Origin of the sequence: Rhizobium sp. AN80A (genome assembly GCF_030053015.1) — a bacterium.
Lineage (GTDB): Bacteria > Pseudomonadota > Alphaproteobacteria > Rhizobiales > Rhizobiaceae > Rhizobium > Rhizobium metallidurans.
On the sequence record NZ_JASJPX010000001.1, the window covers coordinates 20,596 to 38,359 of the forward strand.

The following is a 17,764-nucleotide window of genomic DNA, read 5'->3' on the forward strand; positions in this document are numbered from 1 at the left end:
TTTCAGTCTCGATCGTGGTTGACATGAACCGTTCGCTGTCTTTTGAAATCTTCCGCTATTGCGTGATCCTCTTGGCTCTCGCAGTCACGCTCGTGCCGACCGTCTGGATGGCGTCGATGGCGTTCAAGCCGATCGCCGAGTGGTCGGCCAGCGGTGCGGAACTGACATGGTGGCCGCGGCAACCGACGCTCGACAATTTCCGCTTCATCTTCGGCACCTCGACGACGGATCTCATCGTCGCGCTGGATCGCACGGCGGCCAAGCCGATTTTGGCCTCATTGCTGTCGGCGATCTTCGGAACGCTGATCGCCATGATATGCGGCACGTCGGCCGCCTATGGCCTGTCGCGCTTCGGTTCGGGCCAGAACCTGCCGCTGGCGCTCATCCAGCTGCGGCTATTTCCGCCGATGGCCGTCATGATCCCGGTCATGATCATGTGGGCCTATTTCGGCATGATCGACAGCTGGTGGGGCCTGGCACTGATCTATGGCATCGTCACGCTGCCCTTCGCCTTCTGGCTGATGAAGACGTTTTTCGACGACATGCCACGGGAGATCGAGGATGCCGCCCTGGTCGAGGGCTGCACGCGGCTGCGCGTCTTCATCAAGATCACGCTGCCGATGATGCGTCCGGCGCTTGCGAGTTCAGCGCTCTTCGTCTTCATTCTGAACTGGTCGGACTATCTCATTTCCCTGCTTCTGACCACGCGCGAATGGGTCACCATCCCCGTCTACATGGCGTCGCTCTCGTCCTCGATGACGGGGCAACTCTACGGCGCCAAGGCGGCCCTTGGCCTCATCGCCGCCGTTCCGCCCGTTATCATGGGGATCGCCATTCAGCGCCATCTCGTTCGCGGCCTGACCTTCGGAGCTCTCAAGCAATGAGTGCCGTCGCAACCGAAAAGAAGCTGCCCGTGATTGCGGAAGAGATATCCGCCGCCGCCCCCGAGGCGCGTCGACTGGGGCTGCTGCTGACGCTGCCGGCGCAGGTGCTGGTTCTCTTCATCGCGCTGTTTCCGCTGCTGATGCAGCTCTATATCAGCATGACCGACTGGTCGCCGCTCGACGGTGTGGGTTGGTGGCGGGCCTGGCAGTCGTGGAACAATTTCGCCAACTACACGGACCTTGCCGTCGATAGTCGCTTCTGGAGCGCGCTCGGAAAAACCGCGTTGATCATGGTCATCTGCGTGCCCGCCGAATTCCTGATCGGGCTTGGGCTTGCCATCCTGTTCATCGACGACTTCCCGGGAAAGCGGCTGTTCTATTCCGTCATGCTGATCCCGATGATGGTCGTGCCGGCGGTTGCGGGCTACATGTTCTTCATGCTGTTCCAGTCGGGCGGTCCGGTAAACAATATTCTCTCGGCTTTGACGGGAACGACGATAACGCTCGCCTGGCTTTCGAGCCCCGGCACGGCACTGATCGCGGTGATGATCGCCGATATCTGGCAATGGACGCCGCTGATGTTTCTCATCCTGCTCGCGGGTCTCGTCGGTGTCCCCGAGGATCAGATGCGCGCCGCAACCCTGCTCGGCGCTTCCTGGTCGCAACGCTTCCGCACGATCGTCCTGCCGAAGATGAAGACGATCATCGTCATCGCACTCGCGATCCGCGTCATCGAGAATTTCAAGATCTTCGACACGCTCTACATCATGACCGGTGGCGGCCCAGGCGTCGCGACCGAAACCATATCGGTCTATATATACAAGGTCACGCAGCAGGACCTCATCTGGGGCTATGTCGCCGCCATCGCCCTTGCCATCCTCTTCGTCCTCTCGATCCTCGTTGCCTTTGCCATCGGGCGGATGAATGCCGCCAGGAAGGAGGTCGCCGCGTGACCACCATTCACCTCGACAATCTGGTCAAGCGCTTCGGCGCGTTCACCGCGCTGAAGGCCATGGACCTCGAAGTCCGCGACGGCGAGTTCATGGCGCTGCTCGGACCGTCCGGCTGTGGAAAATCGACGACGATGAACATGATTGCCGGCATGGAAAACCCGTCGGAAGGGCGTATCCTTTTCGACGGCAAGGACATGAACGGCGTCGCCATGGGCAGGCGTGGCGTCGGCTTCGTCTTTCAGAACTACGCGATCTTCACGCATATGAGCGTCTACGACAATCTGGCTTATGGGCTGAAGATGCGCGGCGTTGCGTCGGCGGAAATCAACCGGCGCGTGGTGGCGATGGCCGACTTCCTGCAATTGACCCCCTTGCTGAAACAGCCTTCCGCGAAGCTCTCCGTGAATATCCTGCAGCGGCTGGCGATAGGCCGCTCGGCGATCGTCGAGCCGGCCATCTTTCTGCTTGACGAGCCCCTGTCGAATGTCGATGCGGCGTTTCGCGCCGTCATGCGAACCGAGCTCAAGCATCTTCAGCGGCAGTTCCGGCAGACGATGGTCTACGTCACGCATGACCAGCTGGAAGCGATGACAATGGCCGACCGGATCGCCGTGATGGATCATGGCGTACTGCAGCAGGTCGGCACCCCGCTTCAGGTCTACAACGACCCGGTCAACCTCTTCGTCGCCGATTTCATCGGCGCACCCGGCATGAATCGTCTCAAGGGCACGCTCGCGGAGTCCGACCGTGGACTGCTGGTCGATCTCGGTCCGTTGGGACAGAGCGCGCCTCTGCCGCAGGAGATCGCGGAGGGTGCGCGAAACGCTGGTGTCAGGGAGGTGGTCTACGGATTTCGCCCGGAGCGCGTCACCTTCGCGGATCAGGGCGGGATCGCCATGCCGGTCACCTTCGTCGAGCGCATCGGCGCGCGCACGATCGTCCATCTCGGCTTCGGCGAACAGGCGGTCAAGGCGGTGCTCGACAACAATGTCGGGCTTGCAGCGGGCGCGGTGGCGCATGTCGTGGTCGAGCCGGATGCCGTGCGGCTTTTTGATGCCGCGAGCGGCGCCGCGATTCAAAAGGTGGGCTGATGGCTGGCATATCCTTTCGAAACGTCTCTAAGTCCTACGGCAAGACCGTCGCGGTCCAGAATGCGTCCTTCGACATCAAGGCCGGCGAGTTCTTCTGCTTCTTCGGGCCGCCACTGTCGGGCAAGTCGACGATCCTCAAGCTGATCCTCGGGCTGGAAAGGCCCGACGAGGGCGAGGTGCTGATCGGCGGACAGCCGGTCAACGACATCTCGCCGGCCGCGCGCAACGTCGCCATGGTGTTCCAGAACCTGGCGCTTTTCCCGCATATGAGCGCCGGCGACAACGTCCGCTTCCCACTCGTCGAGCGCAACGTGCCGGAAGTGAAGATCAGGGAGCGCGTCGATGCCGTCGCCGCCAAGCTGCACATCGCGCATCTGCTGCACAAGCCGCCGGCGCAGCTTTCCGGCGGCGAGCGTCAGCGTGTCGCCATCGCCCGTGCTCTGGTGCGCGATCCGGTTGCCTATCTGATGGACGACCCGATTTCCGCGCTCGACGCCAGGCTTCGCGAGGAAACGCGCGTCGAACTCAAGCGCATTCAGGGCGAACTCGGCCAGACGCTGATCTATGTGACCCACGACCAGGAAGAGGCGATGTCGGTCGCCGACCGCATGGCGATCATGGAAAACGGCCATATCCGCCAGATCGGATCGCCGGTCGAAATCTATGACAGGCCGGCCAGCCAGTATGTGGCGCGCTTGCTTGGCGCGCCGGTCATGAACATCATGGCGGCGGAACTCGATGGAGACCACCGTGGTAGCCCGCGATTTGCGCAGGGAACCATCGGCGTGCCGGGGGAGGTGCTGCCGAAGGCTGTGTCGGGGATTGGCATCAGGCCGGAGGATCTCAAGGTCGAGCCCTGGACGGATGGTCGCGACGGCCAGCCGGCGCGGGTGTTCGAAGTGGAGCCGCTCGGTGGCTATACGGTGGTCACGATCGATACGGGCAGCCAGAAACTGAGGGCTCTGATGCGCGGTCAGCCGCGGCTCGAACCTGATAGCGCCGTCGCACTGAGTTGCGATCCGACGAGGATGCATTTCTTCGGGTCGGCGGGTGAGGCGCTGGCTCGGTAAATGAACAGGGAGTTGGGAGGAAACATGTCAGACACCAAGGGTTTCACGCCGGATCCGCCGATCCGTGCCCGCGACTATCGCATCGGCTGCATCGGCGCCGGCATGATCATGGCGGAGTGTCATCTCGCCGCCTACAGGCAAGCCGGCTTTCCGGTCGTCGCGATTGCGTCGAGAACCAGGTCAAAGGCCGAGGCTGTCGCCAGGCGCTGGGACATCCCGACGGTTCACGACACACCGGAGGCGCTGATCGCCGACGAGAACGTCGATATCGTCGATCTCGCATTTCCGCCGGACCAGCAACCGGCCCTCATCCGCAAGGCGCTTCAGGCGCCGCACATAAAGGCCATTCTGGCGCAGAAGCCGCTTGCTCTTTCGCTGGAGGAAGCGATCGCGCTGCGCGACGAGGCGGCGCGGGCCGGGAGGATTCTCTCGGTCAATCAGAACATGCGCTACGATCAGTCCATGCGCGTCCTCAAGCAGATCCTCGATCGCGGCGATCTCGGCGACGTCGTGATGGCAACGATCGAGATGCGCGCCATTCCACACTGGCAGGGATTTCTGGAAGGATATGACCGGCTGACGCTCGCCAATATGAGCGTGCATCACCTCGACGTCCTGCGCTTTCTCTTCGGCGACCCCGAAGAGATCAGCACGGTCTCTCGTATCGATCCGCGCACCGCCTTCGCCCACAAGGACGGCATCACGGTATCGACCATGAGATTCCCGGGCAATGTGCTTGCCGTGTCGATGGAGGACGTCTGGGCCGGGCCGCGCGAAGAGGGCTTCGACAGCGACAACTACATCAAATGGCGCGTCGAGGGCACCGCCGGCGTCGCCCAAGGCACGATCGGCTGGCCCCATGGCCAACCATCGACACTTACCTACGCGTCGCGGCACGCAACGGACGGCAAATGGGTGACGCCGAGCTGGGAGACGATGTGGTTCCCGCAGGCTTTCATCGGCGTCATGGAGCAGTTGCAACATGCGATCAAGAGCGGCGAGGCTCCGGCCTTGTCGGTCGCCGACAATGTCAAGACCATGGCGCTGGTGGAGGCCGGCTACAGGTCCATGGCGAGCGGCCGTACCGTCAAACTCGACGAAATCCCAATCCATTCATGAATTCCGAGGGAGGAACGACATCATGATGCAGACAGGCATATTCACCGGCTATTTCCCCTATGGTCTCGATGAGACCGCCGCCAAGATCCGGGCGCTTGGTTTCAATACCGTCCAGCTCGACATGCATTTCAAGGACGTCGACGTTTCGGCGGGCCAGATCACCCGGGAGAAATGCGTCCGTATCCGCGAGGCATTTCGCGATCAAAACCTGCCGATCTCCTGCATTTCCGGCTATACGAACATCATTCACCCCGACAAGGCGGAGCGAGAGCGCCGGGTCGGCTACCTCAAGGAAATCATCCGCCACGCCCAGTATCTCGGCACGCCCTACGTGATCTCGGAGACCGGCACGTTCAACACGGAATCCGACTGGGTTCATCATCCGAAGAACAAGACCGAAGAGGGCTTCGAAGAGTGCCGCAAGGTGGTCGCCGATCTCGCGCAGTTTGCCTATGATCATGGCGCGATGTTTCTGCTCGAAACCTACGTGAACAACGTCGTCGGCTCGGTCGAGGAAACCGTCAGGATGTTCGCGCAGGTTGACCATCCCGGCCTTGGCCTGTTGATGGACCCGACCAACTATTTCGAAACCCACAATATCGACCGCATGGACGCGATCCTGAACCAGGTGTTCGACACGCTCTCCGACAAGATCAAGATCGGTCATGCCAAGGATGTGAAGCGCTCGGGCGACGACAAGAGCGAGAAGCATGCCGATATCGGCGACGAAAACGCGTCCGAGAGCCATACGTTCCGTGGTGTCGGCGAGATCGAACTGCCCGCCCCAGGGCTCGGCTCGCTGAACTACGACCTCTATCTGAAGCGCCTCGCGCAGAAGCACCCCAATATCCCGATGATCATCGAGCATCTGGACGAGATCCGACGTGCCGCGCGCCAAGAAGTTCCTGGACGGGAAGCTTCGCGCGCAGGGTCTCTGAGCAACACGGCGCGTCCTCCTCACGCGAGGGCGCGCCACGTCCGCCAGTCTAGAATTCGGGGATGTTTTCCTTGAAAATCACCTGCAGTCGCGGTGGATGGCCTTCATAGGGAAGGCCGCGCACGGCATGGGTGAGGATATTGAGCGATTCGCGCGCCTCGACCCTCGGGTTCTGGTCGATTGCCGCATCCATGGTGCCGTCGAGCAGCAGTGGTTTGGTGTCTTCCGTCGCGTCATGGCCGACGAAGACGATCGAGGACTGGAGATTGCGGTCCTTGAGCGCCTTGCCTATCCCCATGCTGCCGGCGCCGACATTATAGATCCCTGCGAGGTCCGGATGTTTCTCGAGAAGGGCCGTCGCTTCGGCGTAGGCCCGATCCTGGTCATCCAGCATCTCCCTGATCTCGACGATCTCGATCGACTGGAATTCCTCCTTCAGGATATGGCGGAAGCCCATCTCGCGTTCCTCATGGCCCCGATAGGAGAGAGAGCCTGCCAGCAACGCCACTTTGGCGTTTGGGCGTGACCCGATGAAACGGCTGAGGAGATAGCCGGCCAGTCGGCCGGCCGCTCTGTTGTCGATGCCGATATAGGCGGTACGCGGCACATGCGAGATGTCGGAGACGACGGTCGCGACCTTGACGCCGCTCGCCGCGAGCGAGCGGATCGCTTCGCGCACGGTCGGATGATCGAGCGCGATGACGCCCACGCCGTCCGTCTGGCCCTCGAGTTCCCCTCAGCGTGCGCGCCAGTGAATCGGGGCTGAAACCTTCGATCATCAGGACGGAAACGTCGAGTTCCGGGCGCGCCGCCGCGAGAATTTCGATTTGCCGCCGGAATGTCATGATGAAGGCGTTGCTGCCGGCCGGCAGTGCGAAGTGCAGCCTGATCTTAGCCGAATTGACGGCAACAGGCGCGCCATCGGCCTCGGCGGAGTAGTCGAGCTTCTGCGCGGCGGCGAGAACGACCTGCTTGGTGCGCAGTTTCACGCCGGGCCGGTTGTTCAGGACGCGATCGACGGTAGCCGGGGAGACGCCGGCTTCGCGCGCGATATCTAGGATGGTGGACCGCAACCGTGGACCTTTCGATCGCTGCGGCCTCGTTGCAAGGCCATGTTGATGCGAATTGATGCAATGCTCCATTCAATTGGCCACAAACGGTCGGCTGTCAACTGATGACGTCATGTTCGAAATCAGGAATGATGTTTTATGATTTGTTTTGATGTTGACAGGAGCTTAAGCCGTCTTTATTCATCAAATTAGATGTCGCGGCAGGGAGGCGGTGATGTCATTTTCTCGACGACAGGAGGAAGTCCGAGAGGAAACGCCATCCAGCGGTTGCGCCAAGGGTTTGGTCTCCGGCCAGAGGATCGGCCGATCGGGAGGATTGATCATGCGATTCCATGCGACGCTTGCCATCGCCGCGGGCCTTGCCCTGGCGTTCGCGGCCCCCTCGGCGCAGGCCGCCGAAGGCCAGAAGACCTTCTATCTGCTGTCGCACGGCGGCCCATCCGATGCCTTCTGGCTGGATTGGAACGCCGGAGCGCAGAAGGCTTGCGACCAGTTGAAGGTCACTTGCAAGATTTCGTTCAGCGGCGGCGACATGGCCTCACAGAAAGAGGCATTTCGCTCGGCGATCGCCGCGAAAGCCGACGGCATAGCGACCACATCGGCGCAGCCAGGTCTTTGGACCGGTGAGGTCAAGGATGCGCGGGCAGCCGGCATTCCGGTCGTGTTCTTCAACACCGACGACACGTCGACGGCGCGGCAAGCCTATGTCGGCGCCGATCTGAAGGCGGCCGGTGTCATGTGGGCCCAGTACCTGGTCGACAAGAAGGCGGTGAAGAAAGGTGATACGGTCTTTCTTCCCGTCGAGGTTCCCGGCGCAAGCTATCAGCAGCTGGAGACGGAAGGCATCGCCAGCGTCTTCGATCCGCTCGGCATCAAGTACGATGTCGTTGATTGCGGCACCGATCCGGCGGGCATCATCTCGAAGATGAGCGACTACATGCTCGCCAACAATCCGCCGGCGATCATCGCGCTCGGCGATTCCGTCGCCGCCAGCGTCAAGCAGGTCTTCGACAGCGCGGGTCTTGCCCCCGGCAAGATCCCGGTCGTGGGCTGGGGCAATTCGAAGGCGACGGCCGAGGCGGTCAAGGCCGGCTATGTCAGCGCGGCCGCCTGGCAGTATCCGTCGGCCCAGGGCTTCATGCCCGTTTCGCTCCTGTCGCTCGCCGCCGCCGGCGAGCCGATCGGCTACGACATCCAGACGTTCAGCCTTTACGACGCCAGCAGCGTCGACCCCATCCTGAAGCTCTACGACAAGAAGTGACGGGACAGGCACTGAAGACAGGCATCTGGCGATAGAGAGCACGAAACATGACGATGCTGACATCGGCGACGACAACAAGGGAAAGGGGATTGCCTGTCATCGGCCGTTCCCCGGAAATTGCCTCGCTCATCATCCTGATCGTGGTGCTCGTGGCGTTCGCGGTGGCCAACGACAACTTCCTGTCGCCGCTCAACCTGTCCAACATGCTGGCCTTCCTGCCTGAACTCGGCATCATCGCGCTCGGCATGACGCTGTTGCTGACGGCTGGCGAGTTCGATCTCTCGGTGGGCGCGGTCTTCGGGCTCGCGCCCGTCATCGTCACCCTGCTGGTGCAAAATGCGGACTGGGGGATCGGGTTCTCGCTGCTAGCTGGTCTCCTGCTCTGCGTCCTCATCGGCGCGATCAACGGTCTGATCGTCACCAAGGTCAAGATCTCGTCTTTCCTCGTAACCCTGTCGATGTTGCTGATCATTCGCGGCGTCGCTCTTTACATCACCCAGGGCTTTCCGCTGAAGTCCTGGGATCAGCCCGGCATTTTCGTCACGCTTCTCGCCGGCGATTTCATGATCGGGCCATTCAGGCTCTACGTTTCCCTGCTGTGGTTCATCGCACTGGCTCTGGCCGCGACCTATGTGTTGCGCTTCGCGAAGCTTGGCAACTGGATTTCGGCCATCGGCTCGAACCGCAATGCCGCCATCGCCCGTGGCGTACCCGCCGATAGCGTCAAGATCTGGCTGTTCATTCTGACGTCCGTTCTCGCGGGTCTCGCCGGCATGATCAGCGCCTTCCGCATATCGGCGGCTTCGCCGGTTGCCGGCACAGGCTACGAGCTGGAGGTCATCGCGATGGTCGTGGTCGGCGGCACGGCGCTGACCGGCGGGCGCGGCACGATCCTTGGCACAGTCGTCGGCGTTCTCATGCTGCGCGCCATCCGCAACGGCATCGTGCTGATCGGCGTACCTGGCCTCGCCTACAACATATTCGTCGGCGGCATCATCCTCGTCATGCTCATCCTGCACGCGCTGCTGCAGAAAACGGTCGCAAGGAGCTGAAGGGATGTCCGAGGTTCTTCGACTGGAAAACGTGCAGAAATCCTTTGGCAATGTCCGCGCGCTGCGCAACGCCTCCTTCTCGTTGAACGAGGGCGAGGTCGTGGCTCTGCTCGGCGACAACGGCGCAGGCAAGTCTACCCTGATCAAGGCCATTTCCGGCATTCATCCTGCCGATGGCGGCAACATATTCGTTGCTGGCCAGAGGGTGTCCGTGAAGTCGCCGCGCGAGGCCATGGATCTCGGCATCGAGACCATCCATCAGGATACCTCGCTTGCGCCCGATCTCAGCATCGCTCGCAACCTGTTTCTCGGTCGTGAGCCGACAACATCGTCATGGCTTGGCGTTCTCGCGCCGATGGACCTCGCGAAGCTCAGGGAGGCCGCTTCCACGCTTCTGAAGCGGGTCGGCATTTCCAAGAAGCTCGATGCGGATGCCGCCGTCAACACGCTGTCGGGCGGCGAGAGGCAGTCGATCGCCATCTCGCGCGCGATGCAATTCGCCGCGAAGGTCATCATTCTCGACGAACCGACCAACAATCTCGGCGTCGAGGAGACGCATGGTGTGTTGCGTTTCGTCAGGGACATGCGCCAGGCAGGCCATTCTGTCCTCTTCATCACACACAATATCCATCACGTCTTCCAGGTGGCCGACCGCATCGTCGTCATGCGACGCGGCGAGGTGGTTTCGGAATTGGTGGTGGCCGAGACGAGATCTGCTGACGGTCGAAAGTCTCATCATGGGTGTCGACAAGTCCGCCCTGGCGGGCGAAGCGGCGGGACACTGAGGCGGCGATGGTGGAACTTTACGGTCAGACGCTAAGCCGCCGCCAGCTCGCCGAGCGAGCGGGCAGCCTGTCGCAGGTCGCCGGGGTGCGCCTGATGACGCTCTCTGATGGCGTCGAGCGCGGCGTCCGCATATTGGAATTCCGGACGGGAAGCGGCTTGCGTTTCACGGTGCTGGTCGATCGGGCGATGGACATCGGCGATTGCGACTACAAAGGGCTCGGGATCGCCTGGAACTCGCCAACCGGCTTTCGCAATCCTGCCCTCCATGAATACGAGGGCGAGGGTGGATTGGCCTGGGCGCGGTCGTTTTCGGGGTTGCTGGTGACCTGCGGCCTCGATCACATCCTCGGCCCGGAAGAGGTCTCCGCCGCGCATTTCAACTATCCGGGCAAGCAAACCATTCGCCATTCGCTGCACGGGCGGGTCGGCAACATCCCGGCTCGTCTGGTCGGCTATGGCGAAAGCTGGTTCGAGGATCGCTGCGTCCTGTGGGCCGAAGGCGTCGTGCAACAGGCCGCGGTCTTTGGCGAGAATCTGCATCTGGTGCGCCGGATCGAAGCCGATGTGGGCGGCGATGAAATCAGGGTGACGGATCGGGTGATCAACCAGGGCTTCATGCCGACGCCGCATATGCTGTTCTACCACATCAATGTCAGCTACCCCTTGCTCGACGCCGGCACGCGATATCTGGCGCCGATCGAAGACGTGGTCTGGGCGTCGCATGCAGGCGCTGATTTTCGAAAGCAGGAAGCGGGCTATCGAACGGCGGTCGCGCCGCGGCAAGCGTTTCGCGAACAAGTCTGGCAGCACGCCATGGCCGCCGATACGGCGGGGCGCGTACCTGTTGCCGTCATGAACGACCGGTTGCAGCTGGGTCTGGAGATCGAGACCGTCAGGGAGCAGCTTCCCTGCGCCTATGTCTGGCAAAACTATCAGGCCGGGCAATATGCCTTGGGAATAGAACCCTCGACCAATCATGTCCTTGGAGAAAACTTCGCCCGCGAACGCGACGAGATCGTCTGGCTCTCGCATGGCGATGAGCGTCCATACAGTTTGACCTTCCGCATTCTTGACGGGCGCGGCGCGTTGGAGGCCGCACAGAGCAGGATCGCATCCGTCGCAACGGCGCCTGACGCAGACTTTCCCGAACCATCGAATGTTTTTCCCATGCTCGGTCGGCGCGCTGACGCCACACCGGGCACCTCTTCGAGGTGACTTTGCAATGACAGACCAACAGCAAGAAAAGATCATGATGAAGCGCGATTACAGTCTCGTCGGCGAAAGCACGAAACGAGCGATCGAGATCGGGTTGGCGTCGGCGGATTGGTATCACACCGAGGTGCCGCGCAAGACGATGAAGGAGCTGATGCAGCGCTCCGACCTGCCCGCCATCCGCGATACGCTGATCTGGTTTGCCGCGTTCGCCGTTTCGGCGGCAGGCGCGATCTACTTCTGGCCCAGCTGGTTGAGCATTCCCTTCCTTTTCGTCTATGGGGTTCTCTACGGTTCCTCGTCGGATTCCCGCTGGCATGAATGCGGCCACGGGACGGCCTTCAAGACCCGCTGGATGAACGATGTGATCTATCAGATCGCCAGCTTCATGCTGATGCGCAATCCGGTGACCTGGCGCTGGAGCCATGCACGCCATCACACCGATACGACCATCGTCGGGCGCGATGCGGAGATTGCCGTCATGCGCCCGCCGGATCTGCTCCGGGTGGTCGTCAATTTCTTCGGCATTCTGGACGCCTGGTACTCGATGATCGCCCTGTTGCGAAACAGCTGCGGCAGCGTGACGGCGGAGGAGAAGACATTCGTCCCCGAAAGCGAATGGGCGAAGGTGGTCTTCGCGGCGCGCATCCACATCGCCATCTACGTCGCGACGATCGCGGTCTCGCTTATCATCGGCTCGATCCTGCCCCTGCTACTGATAGGGCTGCCGCGTCTTTACGGCTGCTGGCACATGGTCCTGACCGGCCTGCTGCAGCATATCGGCTTGGCGGATAACGTGATCGACCACCGGCTGAATACACGCACGGTCTACATGAACCCGATCAGCCGGTTCATCTACTGGAACATGAACTACCATGTCGAGCACCACATGTTCCCGATGGTGCCGTTTCACGCGCTGCCGAGACTGCACGCGCTCATCAAGCACGACCTTCCCGCGCCCAACCCATCGATGTGGCACGCCTACAGGGAGGTGTTCCCGGTGCTGATCCGGCAGTTGCGAAACGAGGATTATTTCCTCAAGCGCGAACTGCCCCCAACTGCTCGGCCCTACAAGGACGAGTTTCATCACCTTGATGGCGCGACACGCGCCGCCGAATAAGGAAGTCGAGCGGAATGTGGATTGAAGTATGCAAGGTCGGCGATATCGAGCCGGAAGACCTTATCCGGTTTGATCATGGCGGCCAGACGTTCGCGATTTATCGGTCGGAGGACGACGAATATTTCGCGACCGACGGTCTTTGCACGCATGAAAAGGTGCATCTCGCCGATGGCCTTGTCATGGGAGAGATTATCGAGTGTCCCAAGCATAACGGCCGCTTCAACTACAAGACCGGGGAGGCCAAGGGCGCTCCCGTTTGCGTGAACCTGCGAACCTATCCCGTCCAGATCGAAGCCGACAGCGTGCGGATCATGATCGGCTGACACGTTCGCCACCCCCGAGAGGTAATTATGCGCCAGGCAAGACCAACCGTTGCAGATTTGAGATCGATGAAGGGCAAGCGGCAGTTGACGATGCTGCGCGTCCTGACGCTCGAGGAGGCCGAGGCCGCCGACAAGGCCGGCGTCGACATCGTCTCCGTTCCGCCGGAGTTGGTTTGCGATCCCCGCTACCGGGACGCGGCGCCAAACCTCTTCACGATGCCCGGGGATAATTTCTACGAGATAGGCACCGCCGACGATTTCGTGCGGTGGGCCTTCCGCGTCTACAAGGCGAGCGCCGATGCCGTCTATTGCAGCGCGAGCCTGGCGACCATCAGGCGAATGGCCGACGAGGCCATTCCGGTCGTCGGTCATGTCGGGCTCATTCCATCGCGCGCCACGTGGACGGGAGGCTTCAAGGCAGTCGGCAAGACGGCCGAACAGGCCATGCACGTTTTCGAGGCCGTTCGACAGCTCGAGGCGGCAGGCGCCGTCGGTGCGGAAATCGAGGTCGTGCCCGTCGAAGTCGCCACCGCCATTTCCCAGCGCACGTCACTCATCATGCTATCGATGGGCGCGGGCGCCGGGTGCGACGCGCAATATCTTTTCGCGGACGATATTCTCGGGCAGACGAAGGGGCATGTCCCGCGCCATTCCAAGGTCTATCGCAATTTCGCCGCCGAATACGAGCGGCTTCAGTCGGAGAGGATCGCGGCCTTCCGGGAGTATGTCGGCGATGTAGCGTCTGCCGCCTATCCGGAAGGCCGCCACGTCGTCAACATGGATGCCGCCGAGCTGCAGCGGTTCCAGCAGATGCTCGATCGTTAGTCGGCGTCGGGGATCACTGTCTGTCCGGCTTGTGGATCTGCGGCCGGCCGTTGTCGAAGCTCTGGCGACCGCTTTTCCAGCCGGCCACGATCCTTCCGACCTCGCGCACGGCGGCTTTCGGTCCCGCTGCGTCGATGAGGATGATCGTGGCGTCGTTACCCACCGCAAGCCCGTAGGGAATGCCGAGCTGGCGCGCGGCGGATCGTCCAACCATGTCGAAAACGCCCGCGATCTCGGCGTCGCGCGAGAGTTGGGCGACGTTGGCATAGAGATTGGCCATCCGGATCAGCGAGGCATCGCCAAAAGGCGTGAAGGGGTTGAGCACGTTGTTGGTGGCGATCGAGGCGACGACGCCCTGCGCGGCGAGGATATGGGCGGGAGCGACGCCACGTGGCACCAGCCGCTCGTGAGCGCGGCCATTCAGGAAGAGATCCGTGGCCGGAAGAACCGTCAGGGCAATGCCTGCTTCTGTCAGGGCGTTCGCGATCTCGATCACGGATGCTTCCGGTAATGCCGAGAGATTGGTGACGTGACCGATGGAGACGCGGCCTTGCCAGCCGTGGCGTTTCGTGGCCGCGATGACGGCCGGCAGGTCGGTCTTGTCGGGGTCGAGGCTGAAGTCGAGATGGAAGTCGACGGCGACGTCGTGTTTCTCCGCGAGCTCGAAGATGCGCGCGATATGCGCTTCAGGATCGGGATCTGTGTAGGGGCAGCCGCCGATGAGATCGGCGCCATCGGAAAGTGCCGCGTCGAGCATCTTCCAAGTGTCTGTCTCGTTGGTGAGGCCGTCCTGCGCGAATGCGCAGATCTCGATATCGATCGCGAAGGCATAATCCGCGCGGATACGCTTGACTGCCTCGAAGGAGCGGAAACCAGCGCGGGGATCGATCTCGACGAAGGTCCGCATCCGCACCGTGCCGTGCGAGATGGCTCTTTCGACGACGCGCGCGGCTCGCTCGTAAACGTCTTCCTCGGTAAAGCCGGGCTTTGCGCGGGCTGTCTCGCGCACCGCCTCTGCAAGTGTTCCCTCACAGATCGAGCAGCGATCGAGGATGCAGGCCTTGTCCAGATGCACATGCGTGTCGACGAAACCGCCGAAGGCAAAGCTGCCCTTGCCATCGAAGTCCGAGACGGCGTCGCAGCTGAGGCGTGGCTCGATCGCGGCGATGAGGCCATCACGCACCGCGATGTCGACGAGGACGCCATCCTCCGCCACTCGGACATCGCGGATGACGAGGTCGAAAAGTCTGTCGCGCTGCATGCTCATAGACCGATGGCTCCGCCGTCGCTGCGGGGGTCGTGGGCAGCCTCCATTCCTCCATCCGCATGGATGCGGATGACGCCGGCCTGGCCGCCGAGCGGGCTGAGCGGGGCGATGGTCGCGACTTCGTGGCCCATGGAGCCGAGCGCTGCGAGCGTGTCGGCGCCGATATTCTCCTCGATCTTCAGATTGTCGCGGCTATCTGAAAAGGTCCGGCCGAGCAGGAAACGCGGCCGCGACAGCGCGGCCAGCGGATCAAGATGATGGTCGATCAGCAGGCTTAGCAACAGCGCCAGCGTCTGCGGCTGGCCATCGGCACCCTGTGTCCCGTAGACCAGGTGCGGGCGCCCGTCCTTGAGCGCCATGCCGGGGTTGAGCGTGTAAAAGGGTCGCTTGCCCGAGCGAATGCGGTTCGGGCTGGCGGGGTCGGTGCTGAAGGCTGCTCCCCGGTTCTGCCAGAGAATGCCGGTGTCGCCGGCAACCACGCCGCTGCCCCAATCGAAATAGATGCTTTGCAATACGCACGCGGCCCGGCCATCGGCATCGACCGCGGCCAGAAGCGCGGTGTCGCCCTGGCTGTACGGCACAGGCCAGTCGGCGGCGCGGTTGGGATCGATCGCCGCAGCTTTTCTGGCCAGGCGCCCGGGATCGAGAAGCATTTTCGTGGCGTCGGGGCCGAACTCCGGATCGCCGATCAGGTGGCGGTCGACAAAGGCCTGCTTCACGGATTCCACCAGCGCGTGATAATAGGCGGCGCTGTCGGGCGCCTTGTCCTTCGCGGCCTGTTGCGCGAGCACGCCCATGATCGCCAGCGTGGTCACGCCCTGGGTCGGCGGCGGCGGCGCCAGCAGAACAGTGTCGCCGTAGGCAAGGCGCACCGGCTCCGCGACCCTGGTTCGCGTCGCCGCGAGATCGGCGATCGTCAGCGGTGATCCGACGGCGGAAAGCCCCCGCGCGATCCGGTCCGCCAGCGCGCCCTCGTAGAATTCCCTGAGCCCACTATCGGCAATTGTCTGGAGGGTTCGCGCCAAAGCCGGCTGACGCTGTATGCCGTCGCGCTGGAAGAGATCGCTAAAGCCCGGCCATGTCTCGGATTCAGCCGCGCGAAAATCGTGCCAGAACGTTTGCGATGGACTGACGGCGAAGCCGTCTTCCGCGAGCGCGATGGCATCATCGAGCAATGCGGGTAGCTGCTCCGCGCCGCCCCAGGCCGCTGCCGAGTGATCGAGCACCTTCTCCCAGCTGTCGACCAGGCACGCCGTGGTCAGCGTCGAAGCCGGACCGCGCGACGGGATCGGGCCGTCGACATGGATATTCGCGGCTGCCTGCCCGATGCCGAGAAACGTTCGTGCATCGCCGTCCCGGTCGCAGACCATCCAGACGGCGTCACCGCCGAGACCGCAGAAATGCGGGTAGACGACGGAGAGCGCGGCGCCCGCCGCGACCAGCGCCTCGATCGCATTGCCGCCGCGCGCCAGCACCCTGGCGCCGGCTTCGCTGGCCAGCCAGTGCGGCGTCGTCACCATGCCATCGCGCGATTGCGCGACGGCAGTCTCTGTCTGCCGGCTCCGATGGTTCATCAGCGCACCACGGCGCCGTTCTCGGCGACCAGCCTGCCTTCCTTGAAGACGCGGCGGGGCTTCGGAATGGCGACGACCGCCTCCGCCACATGTTCGGCGGCGAGCGTCACGAAGTCGGCCTTGGCACCGATGGCGATGCCGTAGCCTTCCAGGTTGAGCGCCTTGGCGCCTCCCGCTGTCACCACGTCAAATGCGGCGGCCAGCTCTGCGTCGGTGTAGAAGCCGGAACGGTAGGCGATGATCTCGGCGCGTCGCAGCATGTCGCCGTCGCCGAAGGGCCACCAGGAGTCACGGATGTTGTCGTTGCCCGAAAACACCGTGACACCGGCCGCGCGCAGCAGCGCCACGGGCGGGAAATTGTGGTTGCCGGGCGCGTTGGTCATGATCGCGACGCCGCTCTTGGCAATGAGAGCGGCGATCTTCTTGATCGCATCGGGACCGAGATCGCCGAGACCATAGGCGTGGCTCACCGCGACCCGCCCCTGCATGCCGAGTGCTGTCGTGCGCGCGCAGATCTCCTCGATGGTCATCGCGCCCATCGTGCCGGCGTCATGAAGATGGATGTCGACATCGACCCCGCGCTTTTCGGCAATCCCGAAGACCACGTCGAGATGCCCCTTGATGTCACGATCGAAAGAGAGCGGATCTAGCCCCCCGACGAGGTCGGCGCCCATGCCGATCGCTTCGTCCATCAGCTCGGGCGTGCCGGGGCTTTTCAGGATTCCGCTCTGCGGGAATGCCACGAGCTGGATATCGATGATGTCCCTGTAGGCCTCGCGGACGGCCAGAATGGTCTCCAGCGACTTCAGCCCGACCGAGCCATCGACCATGACATGGCTGCGCATCTGCAGCGCGCCGTTTGCGATGCACAGGTCGAGCTGGTTGCGGGCGCGCTCGTCCATCGGCGCTGCGGCGGCCATGTTCTCGGCCTGGAAGGCGACGCGTTCATGCACGTCGAAGCCGTTCGTGCAGGCTTTGTGCGGGATCCACTTGTCGCCGTAAAAGCTGGTGTCGAGATGGATGTGTCCCTCGACGAAACTCGGAACCAGAAGTGCGCCGGCAATGTCGACGGTCTTCGCCGTGGCTGCGCTTTTGCCGGCCTTGTCGATCGCCGAGATGCGGCCACCCGAGACGAGAATGTCGTTGAGCGTGCCGTCGGCCAGCCTGGCGTTCGTGAACAGTGTTTCGGTCACCGGGGTCTCCCTTGATGTCTTTGTTCT

Annotated in this window: 14 protein-coding genes and 3 pseudogenes; 13 read left to right on the forward strand and 4 right to left on the reverse strand. The window is 62.5% G+C overall.

What is annotated here, in order from left to right:
• Positions 1–23: 23 nt before the first annotated feature.
• From P3R82_RS00115 to P3R82_RS00140, 6 genes and pseudogenes are all read left to right on the forward strand, one after another.
• Positions 24–884: a carbohydrate ABC transporter permease gene (locus P3R82_RS00115; protein ID WP_283192513.1), complete on the forward strand. Its 861-nt coding sequence runs from the start codon at positions 24–26 to the stop codon at positions 882–884.
• Positions 881–1,837 carry a sugar ABC transporter permease gene (locus tag P3R82_RS00120; RefSeq protein ID WP_283192514.1) on the forward strand — a complete coding sequence of 319 codons (957 nt, stop codon included), beginning with the start codon at positions 881–883 and terminating at the stop codon, positions 1,835–1,837. Before P3R82_RS00115 ends, P3R82_RS00120 begins: the two co-directional genes overlap by 4 nt.
• Positions 1,834–2,928 (forward strand): ABC transporter ATP-binding protein, encoded by a 1,095-nt coding sequence (locus tag P3R82_RS00125; RefSeq protein ID WP_283192515.1) that lies wholly within the window; start codon positions 1,834–1,836, stop codon positions 2,926–2,928. The genes P3R82_RS00120 and P3R82_RS00125 overlap by 4 nt, the downstream gene beginning before the upstream one ends.
• Positions 2,928–3,998: an ABC transporter ATP-binding protein gene (locus P3R82_RS00130; RefSeq protein WP_283192516.1), complete on the forward strand. Its 1,071-nt coding sequence runs from the start codon at positions 2,928–2,930 to the stop codon at positions 3,996–3,998. The genes P3R82_RS00125 and P3R82_RS00130 overlap by 1 nt, the downstream gene beginning before the upstream one ends.
• Positions 3,999–4,022: 24 nt before the next feature.
• Positions 4,023–5,117, forward strand: coding sequence for a Gfo/Idh/MocA family oxidoreductase (locus tag P3R82_RS00135; protein ID WP_283192517.1), 1,095 nt, complete (start codon positions 4,023–4,025; stop codon positions 5,115–5,117).
• Positions 5,118–5,139: 22 nt separating this feature from the next.
• A pseudogene (locus P3R82_RS00140) lies at positions 5,140–6,055 on the forward strand (sugar phosphate isomerase/epimerase).
• A gap of 48 nt (positions 6,056–6,103) precedes the next feature.
• Here P3R82_RS00140 and P3R82_RS00145 read toward each other — a convergent pair.
• Positions 6,104–7,127: pseudogene (locus P3R82_RS00145) on the reverse strand (LacI family DNA-binding transcriptional regulator).
• A gap of 319 nt (positions 7,128–7,446) precedes the next feature.
• On the opposite strand from P3R82_RS00145, the gene P3R82_RS00150 reads away from it, so the two are divergent.
• The 7 genes and pseudogenes from P3R82_RS00150 (at position 7,447) to P3R82_RS00180 (ending at position 13,703) form a co-directional block, all read left to right on the forward strand.
• On the forward strand, positions 7,447–8,385 hold the full coding sequence (locus tag P3R82_RS00150; RefSeq protein WP_283192518.1) for a substrate-binding domain-containing protein: 939 nt from the start codon (positions 7,447–7,449) through the stop codon (positions 8,383–8,385).
• A 47-nt stretch (positions 8,386–8,432) separates the two neighbouring features.
• Positions 8,433–9,437, forward strand: coding sequence for an ABC transporter permease (locus P3R82_RS00155; protein WP_283192519.1), 1,005 nt, complete (start codon positions 8,433–8,435; stop codon positions 9,435–9,437).
• Between the two features lie 4 nt (positions 9,438–9,441).
• Positions 9,442–10,222, forward strand: a pseudogene (locus tag P3R82_RS00160) (ATP-binding cassette domain-containing protein).
• Between the two features lie 7 nt (positions 10,223–10,229).
• On the forward strand, positions 10,230–11,438 hold the full coding sequence (locus P3R82_RS00165; protein ID WP_283192520.1) for an aldose 1-epimerase family protein: 1,209 nt from the start codon (positions 10,230–10,232) through the stop codon (positions 11,436–11,438).
• A gap of 7 nt (positions 11,439–11,445) precedes the next feature.
• On the forward strand, positions 11,446–12,555 hold the full coding sequence (locus P3R82_RS00170; protein ID WP_283192521.1) for a fatty acid desaturase family protein: 1,110 nt from the start codon (positions 11,446–11,448) through the stop codon (positions 12,553–12,555).
• Positions 12,556–12,569: 14 nt separating this feature from the next.
• Positions 12,570–12,878, forward strand: coding sequence for a MocE family 2Fe-2S type ferredoxin (locus P3R82_RS00175; protein ID WP_283192522.1), 309 nt, complete (start codon positions 12,570–12,572; stop codon positions 12,876–12,878).
• Positions 12,879–12,905: 27 nt separating this feature from the next.
• Positions 12,906–13,703, forward strand: coding sequence for a 3-methyl-2-oxobutanoate hydroxymethyltransferase (locus tag P3R82_RS00180; RefSeq protein WP_283192523.1), 798 nt, complete (start codon positions 12,906–12,908; stop codon positions 13,701–13,703).
• A gap of 13 nt (positions 13,704–13,716) precedes the next feature.
• Here the strand turns inward: P3R82_RS00180 and P3R82_RS00185 are convergent, their stop codons facing one another.
• From P3R82_RS00185 to P3R82_RS00195, 3 genes are read right to left on the reverse strand one after another with little or no spacing between them, the layout of a single operon-like run.
• Positions 13,717–14,970, reverse strand: a complete 1,254-nt coding sequence (locus tag P3R82_RS00185; protein WP_283192524.1) for an amidohydrolase family protein — start codon at positions 14,968–14,970, stop codon at positions 13,717–13,719.
• Positions 14,967–16,544 (reverse strand): gamma-glutamyltransferase family protein, encoded by a 1,578-nt coding sequence (locus P3R82_RS00190; protein ID WP_283192525.1) that lies wholly within the window; start codon positions 16,542–16,544, stop codon positions 14,967–14,969. Before P3R82_RS00190 ends, P3R82_RS00185 begins: the two co-directional genes overlap by 4 nt.
• Positions 16,544–17,737 (reverse strand): amidohydrolase family protein, encoded by a 1,194-nt coding sequence (locus tag P3R82_RS00195; protein ID WP_283192526.1) that lies wholly within the window; start codon positions 17,735–17,737, stop codon positions 16,544–16,546. The genes P3R82_RS00190 and P3R82_RS00195 overlap by 1 nt, the downstream gene beginning before the upstream one ends.
• Positions 17,738–17,764 lie beyond the last annotated feature (27 nt).